The sequence below is a fragment of the Brevundimonas sp. D3-1P genome, from assembly GCF_055809335.1.
Genome location: NZ_CM147908.1, coordinates 1095848 through 1119718 on the forward strand (window position 1 = coordinate 1095848; position 23871 = coordinate 1119718).

General features: G+C 66.7%; 18 protein-coding genes. 6 read left to right on the forward strand and 12 right to left on the reverse strand.

The genetic code is table 11. From position 1 onward, the window contains the following. Positions 1–306 carry a 30S ribosomal protein S10 gene (gene rpsJ, locus AC0L6G_RS05670; RefSeq protein ID WP_003164367.1) on the reverse strand — a complete coding sequence of 102 codons (306 nt, stop codon included), beginning with the start codon at positions 304–306 and terminating at the stop codon, positions 1–3. Between the two features lie 567 nt (positions 307–873). Here rpsJ and AC0L6G_RS05675 point away from each other — a divergent pair. After that, a complete protein-coding gene (locus AC0L6G_RS05675; RefSeq protein WP_150823982.1) occupies positions 874–1617 on the forward strand; it encodes a porin in 744 nt (247 codons plus the stop codon). Positions 1618–1753: 136 nt separating this feature from the next. On the opposite strand, the gene AC0L6G_RS05680 is transcribed toward AC0L6G_RS05675, so the two are convergent. The 3 genes from AC0L6G_RS05680 to AC0L6G_RS05690 form a co-directional block, all read right to left on the reverse strand. Continuing rightward, on the reverse strand, positions 1754–2647 hold the full coding sequence (locus tag AC0L6G_RS05680; RefSeq protein WP_473252968.1) for a head GIN domain-containing protein: 894 nt from the start codon (positions 2645–2647) through the stop codon (positions 1754–1756). A gap of 97 nt (positions 2648–2744) precedes the next feature. Beyond that, complete coding sequence (locus AC0L6G_RS05685) at positions 2745–3656, reverse strand: transcriptional regulator (protein WP_293828861.1); 912 nt, start codon at positions 3654–3656, stop codon at positions 2745–2747. A gap of 13 nt (positions 3657–3669) precedes the next feature. After that, positions 3670–4830 carry a GNAT family N-acetyltransferase gene (locus tag AC0L6G_RS05690; RefSeq protein ID WP_293828862.1) on the reverse strand — a complete coding sequence of 387 codons (1161 nt, stop codon included), beginning with the start codon at positions 4828–4830 and terminating at the stop codon, positions 3670–3672. A 150-nt stretch (positions 4831–4980) separates the two neighbouring features. On the opposite strand from AC0L6G_RS05690, the gene AC0L6G_RS05695 reads away from it, so the two are divergent. Together AC0L6G_RS05695 and AC0L6G_RS05700 are read left to right on the forward strand one after the other, a co-directional pair. Then, positions 4981–5142, forward strand: a complete 162-nt coding sequence (locus tag AC0L6G_RS05695) for a hypothetical protein (protein WP_167400474.1) — start codon at positions 4981–4983, stop codon at positions 5140–5142. Positions 5143–5184: 42 nt separating this feature from the next. Beyond that, positions 5185–6234 (forward strand): L,D-transpeptidase family protein, encoded by a 1050-nt coding sequence (locus AC0L6G_RS05700; RefSeq protein WP_473252969.1) that lies wholly within the window; start codon positions 5185–5187, stop codon positions 6232–6234. A 3-nt stretch (positions 6235–6237) separates the two neighbouring features. Here AC0L6G_RS05700 and AC0L6G_RS05705 read toward each other — a convergent pair whose 3' ends face one another. From AC0L6G_RS05705 to rpsL, 6 genes are all read right to left on the reverse strand, one after another. After that, positions 6238–6765, reverse strand: coding sequence for a carboxylesterase family protein (locus AC0L6G_RS05705; RefSeq protein ID WP_473252970.1), 528 nt, complete (start codon positions 6763–6765; stop codon positions 6238–6240). Positions 6766–6828: 63 nt separating this feature from the next. Next, the gene (locus tag AC0L6G_RS05710; protein ID WP_473252971.1) at positions 6829–7833 is read right to left on the reverse strand and encodes a carboxylesterase/lipase family protein; all 1005 of its coding nucleotides are present in this window, start codon (positions 7831–7833) and stop codon (positions 6829–6831) included. Positions 7834–8042: 209 nt separating this feature from the next. After that, positions 8043–9233 carry an elongation factor Tu gene (gene tuf / locus AC0L6G_RS05715; protein WP_314187333.1) on the reverse strand — a complete coding sequence of 397 codons (1191 nt, stop codon included), beginning with the start codon at positions 9231–9233 and terminating at the stop codon, positions 8043–8045. Positions 9234–9342: 109 nt separating this feature from the next. Further along, positions 9343–11421: an elongation factor G gene (gene fusA / locus AC0L6G_RS05720; RefSeq protein WP_314187339.1), complete on the reverse strand. Its 2079-nt coding sequence runs from the start codon at positions 11419–11421 to the stop codon at positions 9343–9345. A gap of 150 nt (positions 11422–11571) precedes the next feature. Next, the gene (rpsG, locus tag AC0L6G_RS05725; protein ID WP_248121325.1) at positions 11572–12045 is read right to left on the reverse strand and encodes a 30S ribosomal protein S7; all 474 of its coding nucleotides are present in this window, start codon (positions 12043–12045) and stop codon (positions 11572–11574) included. Positions 12046–12126: 81 nt separating this feature from the next. Continuing rightward, complete coding sequence (gene rpsL / locus AC0L6G_RS05730) at positions 12127–12501, reverse strand: 30S ribosomal protein S12 (protein ID WP_008260482.1); 375 nt, start codon at positions 12499–12501, stop codon at positions 12127–12129. 428 nt (positions 12502–12929) lie between these two features. On the opposite strand from rpsL, the gene AC0L6G_RS05735 reads away from it, so the two are divergent. From AC0L6G_RS05735 to AC0L6G_RS05745, 3 genes are all read left to right on the forward strand, one after another. After that, entirely contained in the window at positions 12930–13541 is a 612-nt protein-coding gene (locus AC0L6G_RS05735; RefSeq protein WP_293828166.1) for a hypothetical protein, read from the forward strand. A gap of 475 nt (positions 13542–14016) precedes the next feature. Next, positions 14017–14298: a hypothetical protein gene (locus AC0L6G_RS05740; protein WP_473252972.1), complete on the forward strand. Its 282-nt coding sequence runs from the start codon at positions 14017–14019 to the stop codon at positions 14296–14298. 53 nt (positions 14299–14351) lie between these two features. Next, complete coding sequence (locus tag AC0L6G_RS05745) at positions 14352–15137, forward strand: hypothetical protein (protein ID WP_293828163.1); 786 nt, start codon at positions 14352–14354, stop codon at positions 15135–15137. 79 nt (positions 15138–15216) lie between these two features. On the opposite strand, the gene rpoC is transcribed toward AC0L6G_RS05745, so the two are convergent. Together rpoC and rpoB are read right to left on the reverse strand one after the other, a co-directional pair. Further along, the gene (rpoC, locus tag AC0L6G_RS05750; RefSeq protein ID WP_293828161.1) at positions 15217–19413 is read right to left on the reverse strand and encodes a DNA-directed RNA polymerase subunit beta'; all 4197 of its coding nucleotides are present in this window, start codon (positions 19411–19413) and stop codon (positions 15217–15219) included. Between the two features lie 148 nt (positions 19414–19561). After that, complete coding sequence (rpoB, locus tag AC0L6G_RS05755) at positions 19562–23677, reverse strand: DNA-directed RNA polymerase subunit beta (protein ID WP_293828159.1); 4116 nt, start codon at positions 23675–23677, stop codon at positions 19562–19564. Between the last annotated feature and the right edge of the window lie 194 nt (positions 23678–23871).

The following is a 23871-nucleotide window of genomic DNA, read 5'->3' on the forward strand; positions in this document are numbered from 1 at the left end:
TTAAATCTTGATCTCGACGTCCACGCCGGCGGACAGGTCGAGCTTCATGAGCGCGTCCACGGTCTGCGGGGTGGGGTCGACGATGTCGAGCACGCGCTTGTGCGTGCGGATTTCAAACTGCTCACGCGACTTCTTATCGACGTGCGGCGAGCGGTTCACGGTGAACTTCTCGATCAGGGTCGGCAGCGGGATCGGACCGCGAACGGTCGCGCCGGTGCGCTTGGCGGTGTTGACGATCTCGCGCGTCGAGAAATCGAGGACGCGATGATCAAAGGCCTTGAGCCTGATGCGGATGCTTTGATCCATATCGGTGCTTACTTCCAATGCGGTCGGAGGACCGCGTCCCTGTGAACCATTTCAAAGACCGAAGGCCTTCGGGCGCTAGGCCCTCAGGATACGCAAATCCGCAAAAACGATCGGCCCACGCAGTCGCCCGCGAAGGCCGTTGAAGTCCCAAGAAGCTGCAAAGAACAGTGACTTAGGTCGTTCTTGCGAACCGCGTCTGCACCGAAGTGCACAGCCGGTCCAACAAGAGTGGTGGCTTATGCCTACCGATTCCGTTTTCGTCAAGCGGCGAAACCGAGGCGCAGGCAGGTTTCCCTCACGCCCCGTCAGCCGTCCGATCCGGCGCGGAAATCGACGGTGCTCGGCCCCGCTTCGGGTTAAGTCCCTCTATCGTGGACGGACACGAAGGCCTTGCCTCAGCTGCTCCGCTATGACGACACATTCTTGCCGTAGTGCGTGACAGACGCGCAACAACTTGACGACAGCGGCTTGGCGAACGGCGGTTTGATGCTGCGCTTAGTCCGTATGCTGATAGCAGGCGCCCCTCCCGGACCCCCATCCGGGCATGACTGCTAAGGACAAAACAAAATGAAGACGATCCTCCTCGCCTCGGCCGCCGCCGCCCTGTTCGCCGCCCCGGCCTTTGCTCAAGAGTCCGTTGGCTCGGTCGGCCTGGGCTATGCCCACACCGACACCGAAGGCCTGAAGACCGACGGCGCGACCCTGGACGGCGTCGCCGCCGTGAAGGTCGCCCCGGAATGGACCGTGACCGTCAACGGTTCGGTCGCCTACGCCGACAGCGATTTCGGCGACGACACCGTCGGCGCGGCCGCCGCTCACCTGACCAAGACCTTCGGCTCGGACCTGCGCGCCGGCGCCTTCGCGGGCGTGTCGGACATCGGCGGCGAGAACTATTTCTCGGTCGGCGGCGAAGTGCAGAAGTATCTGCTGTCCGCCACCCTGACCGGCGTGGTCGCCTACACCGATCTGGACGGCGCTGACGCCTGGACGTTCGGCGGCGACGCCGCCTATTACGTCAACCCGTCGCTGCGCCTGAACGCCGGCGTGTCCTACAACAACGTCGACGTGGACTCGGTCGGCGAAATCGACGCCTGGGCCTATGGCGTCGGCGCCGAGTACCAGCTGGACAACAGCCCGTTCAGCCTGTTCGGCTCGTGGCAGCGCGTTTCGCTGAACGACGTGGACGTCGATTCCGACAACTTCGTCGTGGGCGCCCGCTACAACTTCGGCGGCACGCTGCAATCGCTGGATCGCGCCGGCGCCAACCTGGGCCGCACCCTGGCGGGCCTGCCGGGCCTGCGCGGCTTCTGATCCAGCCGCCGGTCCCCATTGGAAGACAAAGAGGCCCCGGCGGAGCGATCCGCCGGGGCTTTTTCCATCGCGCATACGAGAAGGCCCCCGGGGTTCCACGACCGGGGGCCTTCCGTTTCAAGCGAAGAGGCGGACCTCAGCGCCCGATCTGCAGCGAGCCCGATCCGACCACGGTGCGCGACACCGCCCCGGTGGCGGAAGCGACGCGGACATTGCCCGAGCCGGCGATGGCCACGCTCAGATCGCGGGTCGCCCCGCCGTAGCGCACGTCGCCCGATCCGCCGATGGCGACCGACAGCTTGTCCATCCGCCCCTGGCGCACATTGACTCCGCCCGAGCCGCCGATGGACAGATCGCCCTGGCCGCCGGCGCTGGCCACATCGACATTGCCCGAGCCGCCGACCGCCGCCCTCAGGTCGCCCGTCGCGCCGGAATAGATGCTGCCCGACCCGCCCACGTTGGCGTGCAGGGCGCGCGACGTTCCCGCGCGGATGGAGCCGGACCCGCCCACGCCCAGCGACAGACGGCCGTCGACATTGGCGACGTTCCAGGCGCCGCATCCGCCGCTGTCCAGATCGACCGAGCGAGCGCCCCGTCCGATCGAACCGAACACGGCCCCGCCGGCGCTGACGTCCACGTCGCGCGGCGTGCGAATCACGATCATCGGCGCATCCTCCAGGCGCAACCGACCCAGGTCGCGCACCTCGACCGTCGCGCCCCGTCCCGGATCGGCGGCGTCGGCCCGGCCGGTGTTGCAACTGCGGATGCGATTGCCGCCATTGGCCCAGAAAGCCCCGTTGCGGCCCAGTCCGCCGTCGATGCGGACGTCGCGACCGTCGCGGCGCACCTGAATGGCCGGCAGTCGCGATCCGCCCTGCGTCACCTCGACCCCGATGTCCTGGCGGTCCTCCACGATCACCACGACCCGCGCCACGGCGTTGCGGATCTGAACCTCGGCGGCCGAGGCGGGGGCGGCGGCCAAGCCCGTCAGAGCGGCGGCGGCGGCGGCGGCGATCAGTGCGGTCTTCATGTCGGCTTTCCCTTCCCGTCTGTGCAAGGAAGGTGCGCGACGCCCGCCGCAAAGTCATTTTAACTTCAGGTCATGAACTCGATTTAACGCGAAGGTCTCAGAACGCCTTCAGCAGTCCCGCTCCGTCCGCCGCCCCGACTTCCGGTTCGAAGTCGCGCTCGAAATGGGCGATACGGCTTTTCATCGCCCCCGCCCGCTTCAGCGCCAGGGACGCGGCCCAGCGCGCCGCCAGTTCGGGCGTGCTCATGCCGTCGGTCTGGCGCGGCCGCCCGCCTCGGCCGCGGATCACCGCATTGGTGAACAGCGCCCCGTTCCTGAACCGCGACGGCCAGGTCTGGAAATCCATCGACAGGCTGACGCAGAACCGATCCAGATTCTCCACCCGATGCGGCGCATACAGCGGCCAGGTCAGCGCCCGGCCCGGCTCCAGGTCCATCACCTGGGCGTCGTCCTCGAACGCCAGGGCATAGGGCAGTTCCTCGGTCGTCTGACGCGCCACCACCTGTTCCATGTTGCGCTCGGGCAGATGCCCTTCGTCGCCCGGATAGACGAAGATCCGCTTGCGACCGCGCAGGTGGAACAGCACAACCCCCGCCGCATCGAAGTGATAGGGCACCCGCGCCTTGGGCGAGGACAGGATCAACTGCCCCGCGTTCCGAACCGCCCGCATCCCCGGATAGGTCGCCTGGATGGCCGCGAAATCCTTCATGGCGGCGGCCCACAACTCGGGCCACCCCGTCTCGACCTCGCGCAGATTGACCCACAGACGACCCTGTTTGATCGCCTCCAGCAGGTCCGCGCCCGACAGGCGCCCGCGCGCGCCCGTACGCAGGCTGACCTGACCCTCGTCGTCGAAGTCGTAAAGGTTGATGTCGAACAGTTCGGCCGGATACCGATCCAGCACGGCCGCCAGGGCCGCATCCTCGGCGAATCCCTGCGCGACCAGCGTATGGGGATGATCCCTGGCCTCGGCGATCGGGCCGGGATAACGGGTGCGGCGTTCGGTCATCGCAGCCTCTTCTTCAAGCATGGGCGACGCGCGCGGACGTCTTCTTCCTGGCGGCCAGCTTGCGCGCGGCGGCGCGGGCCGCGGCGGCGGCGCCCCTCAGCCGTCCGGCCGACGTCGGTTCGCACGCTTCTATGGTGGTCCAGCGTCGGCGCAGGGAGGTTCGGACCCTCTCGCCCCTGTCGCCCGCCTGCGCCAGCGCGCCCGCCGCCATGTCGGCCAGCGCCTGTCCCAAACCGGGCCGCAAGACCACGGCCTCGCGCACCGTCTGGCGGGCGTTGACGAAATACTTCTTGTAGGGCTCGCCTTCGAAGCCGAAGTCGAACACCCGGAACCCCTCGGCCGAGGCCAGCCGCATCGTGTCCATGCTCAACAGGATTCCGGGCGAACACCGCGCCAGGGCGGGCTCATAGACCGGGAACCAGAAATGGTACTGCCGCCCGGCGTGCAGCGAGAATTCCACCGCCACCAGCTTTTCCCCCGCGTGCATCGCCGCCATCGAGGCGCCGAAATCCGCGCGCGGCTCGGCCATCAGGGCGTGCAGCAGGTCCCGCGTCCAGCCGCAGGCGAAGATGTCGTGCAGGCCCGAGCGCCGATACTGCGCCGCCTTCAGGTCGATCAGCTGGTCCAGCAGGGCCGGGTCTCGCAGGCCGCGCTCCACCCGGATCGGCCCCAGCTCGGCCTCCAGGCTGCGACGCGCCCGCTCCTTGTCCTTGAAATATTTGCCGAAGGTGCGGCGGCGTTCGGCGTACCAGGCGTCATAGCCCTCCTCGGGCATGGCCGCCTGGACGGTCTGGCGCGCCTGGCCCGCCTCGCCCGCCCCGATCCAGCCCGGCACGGCCAGCCGCCGCGCCTTCAGCAGCCGCGCGGTGTCCTCCAGGGTGATCGTCTCCCCCACCGGCGCGATCACGCCGTGATAGTCGTTCATCGGCGCGCCCAGAGGCTGCACGGCTCCGCCGCGCCTCTGATGCGGGAAGAAGCCTACGATCCGCCCCTGGCGCCGGAACACCGCGATGGCGGCCCCAGGGCAGACGCGACTGGCGATCTCGGCGTAGTCCCAGCGAAAATAGGGGCTGGCCAAATCGGGGCTCTCGGCCGTCCAGGCGCGCCACAGGGCTACGGCCTCGCCATTCAGCGCGCCGGCCTCCGCGATCTCGACCTGCAGTTTTCCGCTCATGCCGTCCTCGTCGAACCTTGTGCAGCAAGGTCCGTTCCAGCCGAACCCATACGCCCCCCGCGTTTCGGCACGGTTGATGGGCATGGTGAACGGGTGTTGACGGAGCCGTCGCCCGTCCCGCGCGTTGCCTCCCCTCCAAGGGAGACGAAAATGACCGACAGCCGCCCCGACGACCGCAAAGTCGAGAACGAAAACCTCCGCCCGGACAAGCCTGGCCAGCCGCCCCGCCCGGCGACCGAGCCCGAGGGCGCGGAAGGCTCATCCAACTCGGGCGAGACCGAGACCGATCCTGCGACCGGCGAACAGAATTGATCCCGCGCGCCGCCCCTGCGACCGACTGCTGAAAGCTTCTTGATGAACCATCCCGCCTATCTCGCCGCCTTCGCCATCCTGTCCCTGAGCGCCTGTTCGCCCCGGAACGAGCCCGACGCCCCCGCCGCCCAGGTCGGCCAGACCGGCCCCCTGTCTCGCGACGCCATCGAGAACGCCGCCTATGCGCCCCCCGCCCAGCCGACGCCGCCAGGCCAGGACCCGGCTGGCGCGACTCAGCCTCAGGCCCAGCCCGACCCCGCCCTGATCCGCGCCCAGGTGCTGCTCGAGCGCGCGCGTTTTTCGCCCGGCGCCATCGACGGCCTAGCCGGCTCCAACATGCGCCAGGCCATATCCGCCTTCCAGAAGGCGCAGGGGTTGCCGGTGAACGGCCAGTTGGACGCCGAGGTCATGGGGCGGCTGCGGGCGGGGGGCGCCGGCCCCGTGACGACCACCTATCGGATCACGCAACAGGACGTCGCCGGCCCCTATATCGGCGTGGTCCCGACCGATCTGGCGGCCCAGGGCCAGGCTCCGCACATGGGCTACGCCAATATCGTGGAGGCCCTGGCCGAACGTTTTTATGTCACCGAGGCCCTGCTGCGCGCCATGAATCCCGGCGCCGACTTCGACAAGGTCGGCCAGGCCCTGCTGGTCCCCGCCGTCGATCATTCGCCCCTGCCGGGCGATGTCGATCACATCGACGTGGACAAGAAGGAGGGGTCGGTGCGCGCCTATGACGCCCAAGGCAGGCTGTTGGCCTATTTTCCCGCCACCATCGGCAGCGGCGACAATCCGACCCCGACCGGCACAGTCAAGGTCAACGGCGTGGCCCGCAATCCCGACTACACCTACGACCCGTCCAAGCTCAGCTATGGCGACGGCAAGGAGAAGGTGGTGGTCAAGCCCGGTCCCAACAATCCGGTCGGCGTCGTCTGGATCGACCTGAACAAGCCGAGTTACGGCATCCATGGCGCGCCCGACCCGGAACTGGTCGGCAAGACGGCGTCGCACGGGTGCGTCCGCCTGACCAACTGGGACGCCTGGACCTTGGCCGACAAGGTCAAGCCCGGCGTGACCGTCCGCTTCCTTTAAGCGTCAGTGCACCGCCCCGAACGGAGTCCCGTCCCAGAAGGCGCAGTGGTGGCGCGCGAAGAAGTCGTCGTCCATCCGGTCGCCCTGGGGCGCGAAAACCCTGACAGGCCCCGCACCCTCGACGCGGGGCCATTCGGCCGCGAACCCCTCCGTGCCGAACGCCGCCCATAGCCGCTGCATCCGCTCCGACAACGCCTTCTGCGCCGGCGTGAACCGTTTAACGTCCGCAAATACCCAACTGGTCCCGAAGACATAGGCCAACTCGCTGGCATGATAGGCGCCCAGGTCCAGGCCCACGACCCAGTCGGGCAGCACGAACGGCGCCTGGCGATCCGCGAACTCGTAACCCCACACCGGCACATGGGCGGACAGCACCCGCCGCAGCGCCTGCGACGGACAGGCGAACCTCTGATCGGTGAAATTGGCCGCGATGGCATAGGCCGGGCCGTCCGGGCCTACCGGATAGCGAGCCAGCACCCGCTGGCCCTGGTCGCCGTACATCCAGATCGTCTCTTTCCGATAGCGATCCATCGTCTTGACCTCGTTGGCGAACAGCCGCCCCTCGTCCAGGTTCGTGCCGATCAGGACCGGAACCTAGGTGAACCGCCCCTCGCGCAACGCTTCGGCGGGGTTTTCCGGCACGGTCGCGTCGGTGTGGACCGGCCCCCACGACCCCGGCCCGTTGATCCCCGCCCTTAGCGAGGCCGCGCGCGACAACCGCCAGGCCGGCATCGCCTTCAGGCAGGCGATCTGGTCCTCGCCTGCGCACCCCAGCCGTTCGGCGAACATCGGCCCCGACTGGGCGGCGTCCTGGGCGGCGACCAGGGACGACGGCTCCAGGCACCCCCCGCTCTGCAGGATGACGCGCTGATAGAGCCCTTGCGACCGCGGCGACACCATCAGATAGCAGGCGCTCCAGGCCCCCGCGCTTTCCGCGAACAGGGTCACGTCGTTCGGATCGCCGCCGAAGGCCGCGATGTTCCGATGCACCCATTTCAGCGCCGCCTGCTGGTCCATCAGGCCGAAGTTGCCGCCCAACCCTTCGCCGGTCGCCTGAAACCCCGGATGGGCCAGCCAGCCCAGGGCGCCCAGCCGATAGTTAAGCGTCACCACCACCCGCCCTTGTTCGCGGGCCAGCTTGGACGGGTCGTAGTTGGCGCCCGCCCCCACGGTGAAGGCCCCGCCGGGGATATAGACCATCACCGGCCTGGTCCGCTCCGCTTCGCCCGCCGGCGCATAGATGTTCAGGTACAGGCAGTCCTCGGACCCTACGACGATCCCGCCGCCCCCGCCCAGGATCGCGCGCCGGCCGATGGCCTGGGTGCAGTCCGCCCCGATCCGCGTCGCGTCGCGCACGCCGGCCCAGGCCTGAACCGGCTGCGGCGCCCGCCATCGCCGCTCCCCCACCGGCGGCGCGGCATAGGGCACGCCCAGGAAGGCCCGGGTTCCGTCGCCCTCCGCCCCGCGCAACGCCCCTTCCTGGGTGGTGGCCAGCACCGTCTTCGCATCGCTGGCGAAACGGACATGATCGACCTTGCCCGGATGGATGGCGCAGGCGGCCAGCCCCATCAGGCAGGCGAGCAGGAGGATCGGACGCATCGAGAACCTTGGCTGTTCGGCGGCCCCTCCTAACGCCCGAAGGCCGCGCTCGTTGCGAACCGCCGCTATCGGATCGCCCAACGACCGTTCGACGCAGCCTTGCGGCCGTCCCAGCAAAACGGCCCCCGGATCGCTCCGGGGGCCGCTCTGTTACGCTACTCTGTCCTTCGGCCCAGGCAGGCTCGCGCCTTGGAGGCCGATCGTCGCGCTTAGGCGATGATCTTGGCCACGACGCCCGCGCCGACCGTGCGGCCGCCTTCGCGGATGGCGAAGCGCAGGCCCTGGTCCATCGCGATCGGCGTGATCAGCTCGACGCTCAGCTCGGCGTTGTCGCCCGGCATGATCATCTCGACGCCTTCCTTCAGATGCACGATGCCGGTCACGTCCGTCGTGCGGAAGTAGAACTGCGGACGATAGTTGGTGAAGAACGGCGTGTGGCGGCCGCCTTCCTCCTTCGTCAGGATGTAGGCTTCGGCCTGGAACTTGGTGTGCGGGGTGATCGAACCCGGCTTGCACAGAACCTGACCGCGCTCGACGTCCTCACGCTTGGTGCCGCGCAGCAGAACGCCGACGTTGTCGCCCGCCTGGCCCTGGTCCAGCAGCTTGCGGAACATTTCCACGCCCGTGCAGGTCGTCTTCTGGACCGGACGGATGCCGACGATCTCGACTTCCTCGCCGACCTTGATGACGCCCTTCTCGACGCGGCCCGTGACCACGGTGCCGCGGCCCGAGATCGAGAACACGTCTTCCACCGGCATCAGGAACGGCAGGTCGACCGGACGCTCCGGCTGCGGGATGTAGGCGTCGACCGTCTCCATCAGGGCCAGAACGCGCTGTTCGCCGATTTCCGGGTTCACGCCGTCGGTCGCGGCCTTGGCCGAACCCTTGGTGATCGGGATTTCGTCGCCCGGGAACTGGTAGCTGCTGAGCAGCTCGCGCACTTCCATCTCGACCAGCTCGAGCAGTTCTTCGTCGTCGACCAGGTCGACCTTGTTCATGAACACCACCAGGGCCGGCACGCCGACCTGACGGGCCAGCAGGATGTGCTCGCGCGTCTGCGGCATCGGGCCGTCCGCGGCCGACACCACCAGGATCGCGCCGTCCATCTGCGCCGCGCCCGTGATCATGTTCTTCACATAGTCGGCGTGGCCGGGGCAGTCGACGTGCGCATAGTGACGGTTCGCCGTCTCATATTCCACGTGCGCCGTGTTGATCGTGATCCCGCGCGCCTTCTCTTCCGGCGCCGCGTCGATGTCGGCGTAGTTCATCGCCTTCGCCCCGCCCGCCTTCGCCAGCGTCATCGTGATCGCCGCCGTCAGCGTCGTCTTGCCGTGGTCGACGTGACCGATCGTGCCGATGTTGCAGTGCGGCTTCGTCCGTTCGAACTTTTCCTTGGCCATTTTCTAGCTCCTAGGTCCCCGAACCGGGGTTCCTTCAGTTTGGGGTTAAGGGCGCCCGGCCATTGGCCGACCGGGCGCTATTTAGGTGCGCTTTTCCGAAAGGAAAAGCTTAGGCGTATTTCTTGATCACTTCGTCGGCGACGTGTTGCGGCACCGGCTCGTAGTGGTCGTACTGCATGGTGAACTGGGCCCGGCCCTGCGACATGCCGCGCAGCGTGTTCACATAACCGAACATGTTGGCCAGCGGCACGAAGGCGTTCACGACGGTGGCGTTGCCGCGCATGTCCTGACCCTGGATCATGCCGCGACGGCCGTTCAGGTCGCCGATGACCGAGCCGAGGTATTCCTCGGGGGTCACGACTTCCACCGCCATGATCGGCTCGAGCAGCTTGGGCGCGCCCTTCTCCTTCAGTTCGCGGAAGGCGGCGCGCGCCGCGATTTCGAACGCCAGCACGCTGGAGTCGACATCGTGGAACTTGCCGTCCGTCAGGGTCGCCTTGAAGTCGATCAGCGGGAAGCCGGCCAGCAGACCGTTGTCCTTGGCCGAGTTCAGGCCCTTTTCGACGCCCGGGATGTATTCCTTGGGCACCGCGCCGCCGACGATCTGGTTCTCGAACACAAAGCCCGAGCCCGGCTCGCCGGGTTCGAAGGTGATCATGACGCGGGCGAACTGGCCCGTGCCGCCGGTCTGCTTCTTGTGGGTGTAGTCGATGTCGACCTTGCGGCCCAGCGATTCACGATAGGCCACCTGCGGCGCGCCGATGTTGGCCTCGACCTTGTAGGTGCGCTTCAGGATGTCGATCTTGATGTCCAGGTGCAGCTCGCCCATGCCCTTCAGGATGGTCTGGCCCGACTCGTGGTCGGTCGAGACGGTGAAGGAGGGATCTTCCGAAGCCAGCTTGGCCAGGGCGACGCCCAGCTTCTCCTGGTCGCCCTTGGTCTTGGGCTCGACCGAGATCTCGATCACCGGGGCCGGGAACTCCATCTTCTCCAGGATGACGGGCGACTTGATCGGGTCGCACAGGGTGTCCCCGGTGCGGGTTTCCTTCAGGCCGGCCAGGGCGACGATGTCGCCGGCGTAGGCTTCCTTGACGTCCTCGCGGTTGTTGGAGTGCATCTGCAGCATCCGGCCGACCCGCTCGCGCTTGTCGCGCGACGAGTTCAGCAGGCTCATGCCCGTCTCCATCTTGCCCGAATACAGGCGGCAGAAGGTCAGAGAACCGACGAAGGGGTCGTCCATGATCTTGAACGCCAAGACCGACAGGGGTTCGTCGTCCGACGCCTTGCGCACGACCGGCTCTCCGGTCTTGAAGTCGATGCCAGGGGTCGGCGGGATGTCCAGCGGCGACGGCAGATAGTCGACCACGGCGTCCAGCAGCGTCTGCACGCCCTTGTTCTTGAAGGCCGAGCCGCACAGGATCGGATAGAAGGCGCCGGTCAGCACGGCCTTGCGGATGCACTTCTTGATGGTGGCTTCGTCGGGCTCGGCGCCTTCGAGGTAGGCCTCCATCGCCTCGTCGTCCAGCTCGACGGCGTTGTCGATCAGGTACTGGCGGGCTTCGTTGGCCTTGTCGACCAGGTCGGCGGGGATGTCTTCGTCATGGTAGGACGCGCCCAGGCCGTCGTTGTCCCAGACCACGGCCTTCATGCGGACCAGGTCCACCAGGCCCTTCAGCGAGCTTTCGGCGCCGATCGGGAATTGGATCGGCACGGCCTTGGCGCCCAGGCGGTCGCGGATCGATTCCACCGACTTGTCGAAGTCGGCGCCGATCTTGTCCATCTTGTTGACGAAGACGATGCGCGGCACCGAGTATTTGTCGGCCTGGCGCCAGACGGTTTCGGTCTGCGGCTCGACGCCGGCATTGCCGTCCAGCACCGTCACGGCGCCGTCCAGCACGCGCAGCGAACGTTCGACTTCGATGGTGAAGTCCACGTGGCCAGGAGTGTCGATGATGTTCAGGCGCTTGTTCTGCCAGAAGGCGGTCGTCGCGGCCGAGGTGATGGTGATGCCCCGTTCCTGCTCCTGGTCCATCCAGTCCATGGTCGCGGCGCCGTCGTGGACTTCGCCGATCTTGTGGGATTTGCCGGTGTAATACAGGATCCGCTCGGTCGTCGTCGTCTTGCCCGCGTCGATATGGGCCATGATGCCGAAGTTGCGGTAGTCCTCGAGCTTGTGCGTACGAGCCATGAAAACGTGCCTTGGAGAAGTAGTGCAGGACGCGAAACGCGCCCTCGGGATGATCGTCGATGCGGCGGATAAGCGAGCGCGGGCGATTTAGCTCAAACCGCCCGCGCCGGAAACCCTTAGATAGTCAGTGCGGATGACGCTTTGAAGGCGTTACCAGCGATAGTGGCTGAAGGCGCGGTTGGCTTCGGCCATCTTGTGGGTGTCTTCGCGCTTCTTGACCGCGGTGCCGCGGTTGTTGGAGGCATCCAGCAGTTCGGCGGCCAGCTTTTCCGTCATGGTGTTCTCGCCACGCTTGCGCGCGGCGTTGACCAGCCAGCGGATGGCCAGGGCGCGGCGGCGGTCCGGGCGGACTTCGACGGGCACCTGATAGGTGGCGCCGCCGACGCGGCGCGAGCGGACTTCGACCGACGGGGCGACGTTGTCCAGGGCGGCGTGGAAGGTGGCGACCGGCTCCTGGTCCTTCTTCTTGTCGGCCAGGATGTCGAAGGCGCCGTACACGATGTTTTCGGCGACGGCCTTCTTACCTTCGTACATGACGTAGTTCATGAACTTGGTGACGACCAGGTCCCCGAACTTGGGATCCGGCAGAACTTCACGTTTCTGGGCGCGGTGACGACGCGACATGGGTTATTCCTTGCAGTGCCCGGCGCTCGCCGGGAAGATCTCGAAAAGGCGTCCGGGCGCGACGGCCCGAAAGCGAATGGCTTACTTCGGACGCTTGGCGCCGTAGTGCGAACGACGCTGCTTGCGGTCCTTGACGCCTTGGGTGTCCAGAACGCCGCGCAGGATGTGGTAGCGGACGCCGGGCAAGTCCTTCACGCGGCCGCCGCGGATCAGAACGACCGAGTGTTCCTGCAGATTGTGGCCTTCGCCGGGGATGTAGCACACGGCTTCGTAGCCGTTCTTGGCCAGACGGACCTTGGCGACCTTACGCAGAGCCGAGTTCGGCTTCTTCGGGGTCGTGGTGTAGACGCGGGTGCAGACGCCGCGGCGCTGGGGCGAACCCTCCAGGGCCGGCACCTTGTTGCGGGTGGGCTTGGGCTTGCGCGGCTTGCGGATCAGCTGGTTGATCGTAGGCATTCGAAACTCGTCTCGACTTCTGATGGAGGCGTGTGTCTTTCGACCGAAGCGCCTCTCGCCTTCTTGTGAACGGGGGACCATCCCCTCGCCCGGGTGTCATCGAGACTGAGGACGTGCCCCAAACACCCCCCGGTCCGCTCCGGCGGACCGGAACACGAAAACACAAAGGGCCGGAACGCGCGCTTCGGGCGTTCCGGCGGCGCACAGGCCGTCCGTTCGATTGTCACGTTCTCGGCGACCGGCGAACCGGCCACGCCTCGAAAGTGGGCGGCTTCTACGCGCGTTGGGGCGTCAGGTCAAGAAGCGCGTTAACACCCGCCCTTTCCCCTCCCCGCCATCCGATTGCGGTCCCCAATAGAACTCTAATCGGCCTGAAACCCGCCACGCTTCCCGTTCAGCTTGATCGTGCAACCAACCGGAGATGGTGAATGGCGAGGCTGACCAAGACAGGGGCGCTCACGCTGTCGCTCGCGCTGAACGCCGGCCTGCTGGCGCTGATGTCCCTGGAGGAACGACGACCGACTCAGCGTCGAATTCCAACGTCGGGGCCGGTCTATATCGACATGGAGCCGGTCGTCGTCAGCGCATCGACACCATTCGCAACGTCGTCCAAAGCAGGTGTCGAGGACAGGATTCTGAACGACAGGCCTAGGGCCGATCCAGCGTCGCCCCGTCGTTTCGAAGGAATCGCGGCGGCATCCCCCAACGGCGCCTGGTCCGATCCGCCCCCCTCTCCCGCCTATGACCCGCAATGGACGGTTCGCCGCCAATCGTCAGTAGGCACGACTTGGCCTCGGGAAAGCCCGGATCGGACCGACGCGCCGGTTTGCGCTCACCCGGACAGAATGCCGTTAGACGGCGGCGTGGTCTGCGATGCGCCGGCCGTCCTGGAAGCGGGCCCTTGGGCGCCGCTGATTCGCACGGGCGACGCCCGTACTGCGGCTTTCGAAAAGGAGGCCGCCGTCAAGAAACGCTGGCGGGACTACCGCGAAGGCGATGGCCCCTATCCTGGTCTTCGGTCGCTGCTGGGCATGAACTGACGATGTCGCCGTTCCTGACGTCGTCGCACGACATAGGTTTGAGCCGAGGGACGGCGCGATGAGTGCGGCGGCGCCCGGACGGATAGGGAAACCGCGCTTGGATTGGCGCAGGGCCGGTTTTGCAGCGGCCGCTATCGGCCTCAATGCCGGAGCCGTCGTACTTTTGTCCGTAACCGACCCTGATCCACGACGGCCGTCGCTGCACGCCCCGCCGATGATCGTCTATCTCGACGAGACTTGGCCCACCCTGGCTCGCGCATCGAAACGACCGAATGGTCACACGCAGGGCGAGCCCCCTGGGGCGCGACGCGAGAAGCCGAACGCGCCGCCGCACGGTTCGGACAGGGACCTAGCATCGGAGCAGCATCCTCAGATCGCCGCGCGCGAAGACGAAGGCATAGACCCCGGATGGCGCGTCAACACAGCCGCGCCCCGTCCAAACGCGATCACCCCCTCATGCGATGCGCCGCATCGGTTGTCATTCGACGCGCGACGCGCCTGCGAGGATCGCTGGGTCGAGGCCACGAACGCCGCCGTCATCGCGGGAACGGGCGACGCCCAGCGCGACGCCGCCTTCGCCCGCCAGGGCGCGCGCCGTCTGGCGGCCTGGGAAAATCAGCGGGCCGCGCCTACGGACGCCGACGAACCCTGCCTGCAACTCGGCCCTATCGTCGAATGTGGCGGCGCCAACATATCTGTCGAGCTATTCTCTTCGCGGGACGGCCTTTTGCCCAACCTCAGAAAGCGTCGCAAATGACCGTCTTGTCAGCGCACCCTCCGCTCGCTCGGCCTCGATTGCGGCGGCCGGATTTGCGCAAGATCGGATTGGCGGCGGCTTCGGTGGCGATCAACGTCGGCCTGATCGCGGTGCTGTCCTTCACCGCCCTGGGCATCGACGGGCCGTCGCCCGCGCCCGATCAGCCGATCCTCTATGTCGACATCGCGCCGCGCCCGCTCTTGCCCGACGAGCGGCCGCGTGTCCCGGTCCAGTCCTCCACCGAGGTCGCGGCCGCGACGCCCGCCCCGGATGCGCGCCAGACCCGGTCGCGCTGGGCGACCCAGCCGACGCCGCAGTTGGACGCCCGCCCCGCCCCCTTGCGCCCCAGGCTCGCCGCGCCGGCGCCTCAGGGCGTGCAGACGCCAGACGATCCGTGGCGGGTCGATCCGAACAGCCGGACGAACGCCATGGCCCGCACCCTGCGCCAGGGACTGATCGGCTGTTCAACCCCGGATCAGCTGAACGCCGCCGAGCGCGCCCATTGCCGCGAGGACGCCATGCAGCGCGGCCAGAACGCCGCCCCCATCGCCGGCTCGGGCGACCCGGAACGCGACGCCGCCTTCGCTCGCCAAGGCGCGCGGCGCCTGGCGGAGTGGGAGGCGCGGCGCCGCCCCTTGTCCGGCGGCGTGGGCGTGGTCGGTCCCGCCGACTGTCCCGGTTCGAACTTCGGCACGGGCTGCGCCGGTTCGCATCTGCCCGACGTGCCAAGCGTCGATATGCGTCAGGGCGCGGAGACCACCATCAATCGCGGCGAGCGCCGTCGCCAGGGCTTTTCAGCAAGCATTGGCGGCTTGAGGATCGGCGGCCGGGAGGACTGACGCCGCCTCGCTTCACAAGGACAAAAGGGCGGCGCCGTCTCCGGCGCCGCCCTCTGTCGTCGTTCCGAACCCGGAGAGATCAGCCTTCGCTGCTCTCCAGCTCCAGTTGCAGATCGGCCGGCAGCGGCTCGATCGCGTCTTCGCGAGCCTGGGTCAGTTCCGCGTCGCGCTCGTTGGCGATCTTCTGCAGCGAGCGCAGATAGGCGCCCGTGCCCGCCGGGATCAGGCGGCCGACGATCACGTTCTCCTTCAGGCCTTCCAGCATGTCCTTCTTGCCGTGGACCGAAGCCTCGGTCAGGACGCGCGTGGTTTCCTGGAAGGACGCCGCCGAGATGAAGCTGCGGGTCTGCAGCGACGCCTTGGTGATGCCCAGCAGGACCGGCTGGGTGGTGGCGATGCGGCCGCCGCGCTTCTCGACCTTGGCGTTCTCCAGGGCCGCTTCCGCGACTTCGACGGTGTCGCCGCGGATCAGGGTGGTTTCACCCGCATCCAGGACTTCCACCTTCTGCAGCATCTGACGCACGATGACTTCGATGTGCTTGTCGTTGATCGGCACGCCTTGCAGGCGATAGACCTCCTGCACCTCGTTCACCAGATATTCGGCCAGCGCCTCGACGCCCTGGATGCGCAGCAGGTCGTGCGGATCGGGGTTGCCGTCGATGATGTAGTCTCCCTTCTGGATCAGATCGCCGTCGTGGACGGAGATGTGCTTGCCCTTGGGGATCAGGAACTCGACGGGTTCGCCCTGGACTCCGTCGGCGTTGGGTTCCGGCGTGATCTTGATGCGACGCTTGTTCTTGTAGTCGCGGCCGAATTCGACCCGGCCGTCCATCTCGGCGATGACGGCGCAGTCCTTCGGACGACGCGCTTCGAACAGTTCGGCCACGCGCGGCAGACCGCCGGTGATGTCGCGGGTCTTGGCGCCTTCGGTCGGGACGCGAGCGATGATCTCGCCCGGCTTGACCTCGTCGCCGTTCGCTACGGACAGAACCGCGCCGACGGGCAGCAGATAGCGGGCGTCCGAACCGGACGACAGCTTGGCGTAGGCGTCGCCCAGGGTGACGCCCATGGCCGGACGCAGGTCCGAGCCGCGCGGGCTGGCGCGCCAGTCGGAGACCACGCGCTGGGCGATGCCCGTCGCCTCGTCGGTCTCTTCCTTGACGGACAGGCCCTCGACCAGGTCCTCGAACCGCACCACGCCGCCGACTTCCGTCAGGATCGGGGTGGTGTAGGGGTCCCACTCGGCCAGACGTTGGCCGCGCTTGACCTCGCCGCCGTCCTTGACGCGGATGCGCGCGCCGTAAGGCGCCTTGTGCGTCTCGCGGTCCTTGCCGTCCACGACCACGGTCACGGTGACGTTGCGGCTCATGGCCACCAGGTCGCCGTGGGCCGCGACGACGGTCGGTCCGACCACCTTGGCCACGCCGGCGTTGGTCGCCTCCATGAAGGAGGTTTCCGCCACCTGAGCCGTGCCGCCGATGTGGAAGGTCCGCATCGTCAGCTGGGTGCCCGGCTCGCCGATCGACTGGGCGGCGATGACGCCGACCGCTTCGCCGATGTTGACGTTGGTGCCGCGCGCCAGGTCACGGCCGTAGCAGTGGGCGCAGATGCCGGCCTCGGCTTCGCAGGTCAGGGCCGAACGCACCTTGACCGACTGGACCCCGGCGGCCTCGACGGCCTCAATGACTTCCTCGACCAGATAGGTGTCGGCGGGGAACAGGACGGTGTCCGTGCCCGGCTCCTTGATGTCCTCGGCCGCGTAGCGGCCCAGGATGCGTTGCCCCAGCGAGACCAGGACGTCGCCGCCCTCCATCACCGCCCGCAGGGTGATGCCGCGCGTCGAGCCGCAGTCCTGTTCGGTGACGATGGAGTCCTGCGCCACGTCCACCAGACGGCGGGTCAGATAACCCGAGTTGGCGGTCTTCAGCGCGGTGTCGGCCAGACCCTTGCGGGCGCCGTGGGTGGAGTTGAAGTATTCGAGGACGGTCAGGCCTTCCTTGAAGTTCGAAGTGATCGGCGTCTCGATGATTTCGCCCGACGGCTTGGCCATCAGGCCGCGCATCCCGCCCAGCTGCTTCATCTGCGCCTGCGAACCGCGGGCGCCCGAGTTGGCCATCATGAAGACCGAGTTGATGTCGGGGTTCTCGCCCTCGATCAGCACGCGCGGCTGCGCGATCTCGCCCATCATGGCGTCGGCGATCCGGTCCGTGGCCTTGGCCCAGGCGTCGACGACCTTGTTGTACTTCTCGCCGCGCGTGATCAGGCCGTCGGCGTACTGTTGTTCGTACTCCTCGACCTGGGTGCGGGTCTCGGCGACCAGTTCGGCCTTCTTGGCCGGGATCACGATGTCGTCCTTGCCGAACGAGATGCCCGCCTTGGCCGCCTCGCGGAAGCCCAGGCCCATCATCTGGTCGGCGAAGATGACCGTCGCCTTCTGACCGCAGTGGCGATAGACTACGTCGATCAGGTTGCCGATCTCCTTCTTGGTCAGGTTCTTCTCGAGCAGGCGATAGCCGACGTTCGGATTGCGCGGCAGCAGGGCCGCCAGCTTCATCCGGCCCGGCGTCGTGTCGATGACCTTGGTCACTTCCTTGCCTTCGGCGTCCTGCTCGGTCCAGCGCGCCTTGATGCGCGTGTGCAGGGTCACGACCTTGGCGTCCAGCGCCGCATCGATCTCGCCGATGTTGGCGAACAGCTTGCCTTCGCCCGGCTCGCCGTCCTTGACCAGCGACAGATAGTACAGACCCAGGACGATGTCCTGCGACGGCACGATGATCGGCTTGCCGTTGGCGGGCGACAGGATGTTGTTGGTCGACATCATCAGCACGCGCGCTTCCAGCTGGGCCTCGAGGCTCAGCGGGACGTGAACGGCCATCTGGTCGCCGTCGAAGTCGGCGTTGAAGGCGGTGCAGACCAGCGGGTGAAGGCGGATGGCCTTGCCCTCGATCAGCTTGGGTTCGAACGCCTGGATGCCCAGACGGTGCAGCGTCGGCGCGCGGTTCAGCAGAACCGGGTGCTCGCGGATGACCTCGTCCAGGATGTCCCAGACGGCGGGCTGCTCGCGCTCGACCATGCGCTTGGATTGCTTGACGGTGCCCGACAGGCCCTTGGCGTCAAGGCGCGCATAGATGAAGGGCTTGAACAGCTCCAGCGCCATCTTCTTGGGCAGGCCGCACTCGTGCAGCTTCAGTTCCGGTCCCACGGTGATGACCGAACGGCCCGAATAGTCGACGCGCTTGCCCAGCAGGTTCTGACGGAAGCGGCCCTGCTTGCCCTTCAGCATGTCGGCCAGCGACTTCAGCGGACGCTTGTTCGCGCCGGTGATGACGCGACCGCGACGGCCGTTGTCGAACAGCGCATCGACGGACTCTTGCAGCATCCGCTTTTCGTTACGGATGATGATGTCCGGCGCCCGCAGCTCCATCAGGCGCTTCAGGCGGTTGTTGCGGTTGATCACGCGGCGATACAGGTCGTTCAGGTCCGACGTGGCGAAACGACCGCCGTCCAGCGGCACCAGAGGACGCAGTTCCGGCGGGATGACCGGCACGATGGTCAGGATCATCCACTCGGGCTTGTTGCCCGATTCCAGGAAGGCCTCGATCAGCTTCAGGCGCTTGGACGCCTTCTTGGCCTTCATTTCCGACGGGTTGTCGGCCAGTTCGCCGCGATGCTTCTCGGCCTCGGCGTGCAGGTCGATGCCCATCAGCAGGTTGCGGACGGCCTCGGCGCCGATCTCGGCGGTGAAGCCGTCGTCGCCGTATTCTTCCTGATAGCGATAGAATTCGTCTTCCGTCAGCAGCTGGTTCTGCTTCAGCGGGGTCAGGCCCGGCTCGGTGACGATGTAGTTCTCGAAATACAGGACGCGCTCAACGTCCTTCAGCGCCATGTCCAGCATCAGCGAGATGCGGCTGGGCAGCGACTTCAGGAACCAGATGTGGGCGACCGGGGCGGCCAGGTCGATGTGACCCATGCGCTCGCGGCGAACGCGGGCCAGGGTGACTTCGACGCCGCACTTCTCACAGATGATGCCCTTGTACTTCATGCGCTTGTACTTGCCGCACAGGCATTCGTAGTCCTTGGTCGGGCCAAAGATACGGGCGCAGAACAGGCCGTCACGCTCGGGCTTGAACGTGCGGTAGTTGATGGTTTCCGGCTTCTTGATCTCGCCGAACGACCACGACCGGATCTTCTCCGGCGAGGCCAGGGCGATCTTGATCTGGTCGAAGGTCGGCGTGACCGGGACCGGGTTGAAGATGTTCAGGACTTCCTGGTTCATCTTGTTTTCCTTCTGCGGCGCGAGGGCCGCTTGAAAATAGTGTCGAGTGGCGAGTGGTTAGTGGCGAGCAAGAAGGGCGATCACGGCGCTGAATTTCTTCACTCGCCACTCGCCGCTCGTTACTCGCCACCCTGAGGCGGCGCGCGCCTCAGCTGTTCTCCAGCTCCACGTTCAGACCCAGCGAACGCATTTCCTTGATGAGCACGTTGAAGCTCTCGGGAATGCCGGCCTCGAAGCTGTCGTCGCCGCGGACGATGGCCTCGTAGACCTTGGTCCGGCCAGCCACGTCGTCCGACTTCACCGTCAGCATCTCCTGCAGGGTGTAGGCGGCGCCGTAGGCTTCCAGCGCCCAGACCTCCATTTCCCCGAAGCGCTGACCGCCGAACTGCGCCTTGCCGCCCAGCGGTTGCTGCGTGACCAGCGAGTACGGGCCGATGGAGCGGGCGTGGATCTTGTCGTCGACCAGGTGGTGCAGCTTCAGCATGTAGATGTAGCCCACCGTGACCGGACGCTTGAACTGTTCGCCGGTCTGGCCGTCGTACAGGATCGACTGGGCCGACTTGTTCAGCCCCGCCTCTTCCAGCAGACGCTCGATGTCCGAGATGTGCGCGCCGTCGAAGACCGGGGTCGCGAAGGGCACGCCCTTGGACAGGTTCTTCGCCAGTTCGATCAGCTCTTCCTCGTCCTGGGGCAGAGGGGTGTCCTCGCCGTAGATTTCGGTCAGCCGGTCGATCAGGGCCTGCTTCTGACCGCCCTGCTGCCAGGCTTCCAGCAGACCGGAGATCTGCTTGCCCAGGCCCGCTGCGGCCCACCCCAGGTGGGTCTCGAAGATCTGGCCGATGTTCATGCGCGACGGCACGCCCAGCGGGTTCAGAACGACGTCGACGTGGGTGCCGTCCTCCAGGTGCGGCATGTCCTCGATCGGCAGGATCTTGGAGATGACGCCCTTGTTGCCGTGACGGCCGGCCATCTTGTCGCCGGGCTGCAGCTTGCGCTTCACGGCCACGAAGACCTTGACCATCTTCATCACGCCGGGGGGCAGTTCGTCGCCGCGCTGCAGCTTCTCGACCTTGTCTTCGAAACGACGGTCCAGTTGCTTGCGGGCGTCCTCGAACTGGCGCTTCATCGCCTCCAGCTCGCCCATGGCCTTTTCGTCGTCCAGGGCGATCTGCCACCACAGACCCCGGCTGACCTCGGCCAGCTTCTCTTCGGTCAGCTCGCCGCGGCCGATGCCCTTCGGGCCCGACACGGCGTTCTTGCCGATGATCAGCGGCTTGAGGCGGCCATAGACGTTGCGCTCCAGGATCTTGAGCTCGTCGTCGCGGTCCTTGCCCAGGCGTTCGATCTCGGCGCGTTCGATGGCCAGGGCGCGTTCGTCCTTGTCGACGCCGTGACGGTTGAAGACGCGAACGTCGACGATGGTGCCGGCGACGCCGGGCGGCAGGCGCAGCGAGGTGTCGCGCACGTCCGAAGCCTTCTCGCCGAAGATGGCGCGCAGCAGCTTCTCTTCCGGAGTCATCGGGCTTTCGCCCTTCGGCGTCACCTTGCCGACCAGGATGTCGCCCGGCTGGACCTCGGCGCCGATGGCCACGATGCCCGCCTCGTCGAGGTTGCGCAGGGCTTCCTCGCCGACGTTGGGGATGTCGCGCGTGATTTCCTCGGGCCCCAGCTTCGTATCGCGGGCGGCGACTTCGAACTCTTCCAGGTGGATCGAGGTGAAGACGTCGTCGCGCACGATGCGCTCGGAGATCAGGATGGAGTCTTCGAAGTTGTAGCCGTTCCACGGCATGAAGGCGACCAGGGCGTTGCGGCCCAGGGCCAGTTCGCCCAGGTCCGTCGACGGACCGTCGGCGATCACGTCGCCGCTCTTGACCTCGTCGCCCACGCGCACGATCGGGCGCTGGTTGATGCAGGTCGACTGGTTGGAACGCTGGAACTTCGACAGGCGATAGATGTCGACGCCCGAACGGGCGGCGTCCACGTCGCCGGTGGCGCGCACGACGATGCGGGTGCCGTCGATCTGTTCGACGACGCCGTCACGACGGGCGACCACGACGGCGCCGGAGTCCACGGCCACGACCGCCTCCATGCCGGTGCCGACCAGCGGCGCGTCCGACTGCACCAGAGGCACGGCCTGACGCTGCATGTTGGCGCCCATCAGCGCGCGGTTGGCGTCGTCGTTTTCCAGGAAGGGGATCAGGGCGGCGGCGACCGAAACGACCTGTTTCGGCGACACGTCCATCATGTCCACGGCGTCCTTGTTCAGGAGCTGGGATTCGCCGTTGATCCGCCCGGGGACCAGGTCCTCGACGATCTGGCCGTCCTTCAGTTCGATGTTGGCCTGGGCGATCGTGTACTTCGACTCCTCCATGGCCGAGATGTAGACCACCTCGCCCTGGGCCTGGCCGTCCTTGACGCGACGGTAGGGGCTTTCGATGAAGCCGTACTTGTTCACCCGTGCGTGGGTGGCCAGCGAGTTGATCAGGCCGATGTTCGGGCCTTCCGGCGTCTCGATCGGGCAGATGCGGCCATAGTGGGTCGGGTGGACGTCGCGGACCTCGAAGCCCGCGCGCTCGCGCGTCAGACCGCCCGGCCCAAGCGCCGACAGGCGACGCTTGTGGGTGATTTCCGACAGCGGGTTCGTCTGGTCCATGAACTGCGACAGCTGCGACGAACCGAAGAACTCGCGAACCGCGGCGGCGGCCGGCTTGGCGTTGATCAGGTCGTGCGGCATGACCGTGTCGATATCGACCGAGGACATGCGCTCCTTGATGGCGCGCTCCATCCGCAGCAGACCGACGCGGTACTGGTTCTCCAGCAGTTCGCCGACCGAGCGGACCCGGCGGTTGCCCAGGTTGTCGATGTCGTCGATCTCGCCCCGGCCGTCCTTCAGGCCGACCAGGATCTGCAGCACCTTCAGCACGTCCTCCTTGCGCAGGACGCGGATCTCGTCGGAGACCTCGGGGGTTTCCAGGCGCATGTTCATCTTGACCCGGCCGACGGCCGACAGGTCGTAGCGTTCGCTGTCGAAGAACAGCGAGTTGAACATGGCCTCAGCGGCTTCGGGGGTGGGCGGCTCGCCCGGACGCATCACGCGATAGACGTCGAACAGGGCGTCCTCGCGGTTGTCGTTCTTGTCGATGCGCAGGGTGTTGCGCATATAGGCGCCGACCGTGACGTGGTCGATGTCCAACACCTCGATGGTGGTGAAGCCGTTCTGCTCCAGCACTTCGATGGTCGGAGCGTCCAGTTCGTCGCCGGCCTCGGCGAAGATTTCGCCGGTCTCGAAGTTCACCGCGTCATTGGCCAGATACTTCGTCAGCAGGGCGTCGGCGGCCAGCGACAGCGAGGTCGTGGTGTCGCCCAGCTTCTTGGCGGCGCGCGCGCTGATCTTCTGGCCGGCCTGGGCGATCACTTCGCCGGTGTCGGCGTCGACCAGGTCGAACTCGGGCTTCACCCCGCGCCAGCGCTCGGCCTTGTAAGGCGTGACCCAGCCCTCGCCGCGCTTCTCGTAGGGCACGGTCTCGTAGAAGGTCTTCAGGATTTCCTCGCCGTCCATGCCCAGACCCATCAGGAAGGTCGTGGCCGGCAGCTTGCGGCGGCGGTCGATGCGGACATAGACCACGTCCTTGGCGTCGAACTCGAAGTCCAGCCAGGACCCGCGGTAGGGGATCACGCGGGCGGCGAACAGCAGCTTGCCCGAAGAGTGCGTCTTGCCCTTGTCGTGGTCGAAGAAGACGCCCGGCGAACGGTGCATCTGCGACACGATCACGCGCTCGGTGCCGTTGACGATGAAGGTGCCCTTGTCCGTCATGAGCGGGATGTCGCCCATGTAGACGTCCTGCTCCTTGATGTCCTTGACCGAACGGGCGCCCGTTTCCTCGTCGGTTTCGAACACGATCAGGCGCAGCTTGACCTTCAGCGGCGCGGCATAGGTCATGTCGCGCTGGATGCATTCCTCGACGTCGTACTTCGGCTCTTCGAACTCGTACGAGACGTATTCCAGGATGGCGCGTTCGTTGAAGTCCTTGATCGGGAACACCGACTTGAAGACCGCTTCGATGCCCTCGTCGCGACGCTGGCCCGGACGGACCTCGCGCTGCAGGAACTGTTCGTAGGAGGCGCGCTGAACCTCGATCAGGTTCGGCATCTGCACCGCTTCGGGAATGCGCCCGAAGGACTTGCGGATGCGCTTCTTGCCGGTGAACGAGGTGGCGGAAGCGATCTGACCGTTGATGGCGAGATCGTGGGCGACGTCAGTCATTCAGTGTTTCCCATGACGCACGACCCGGGAAGCCGCGCGCGAAATGCAGCAGCCACGGCGCGCCTCTCAGCGTCCGCAGCCAGGGTTTCGGCGTCCACCCTCGGCCCGCTGCCGGGCCAGGACGCCTGAAATGTACCGGCTCCCTGGGGAAGGAGCCGCGCCTTCGCTCCGGTCGGAGGGCGACGGACCGGGCC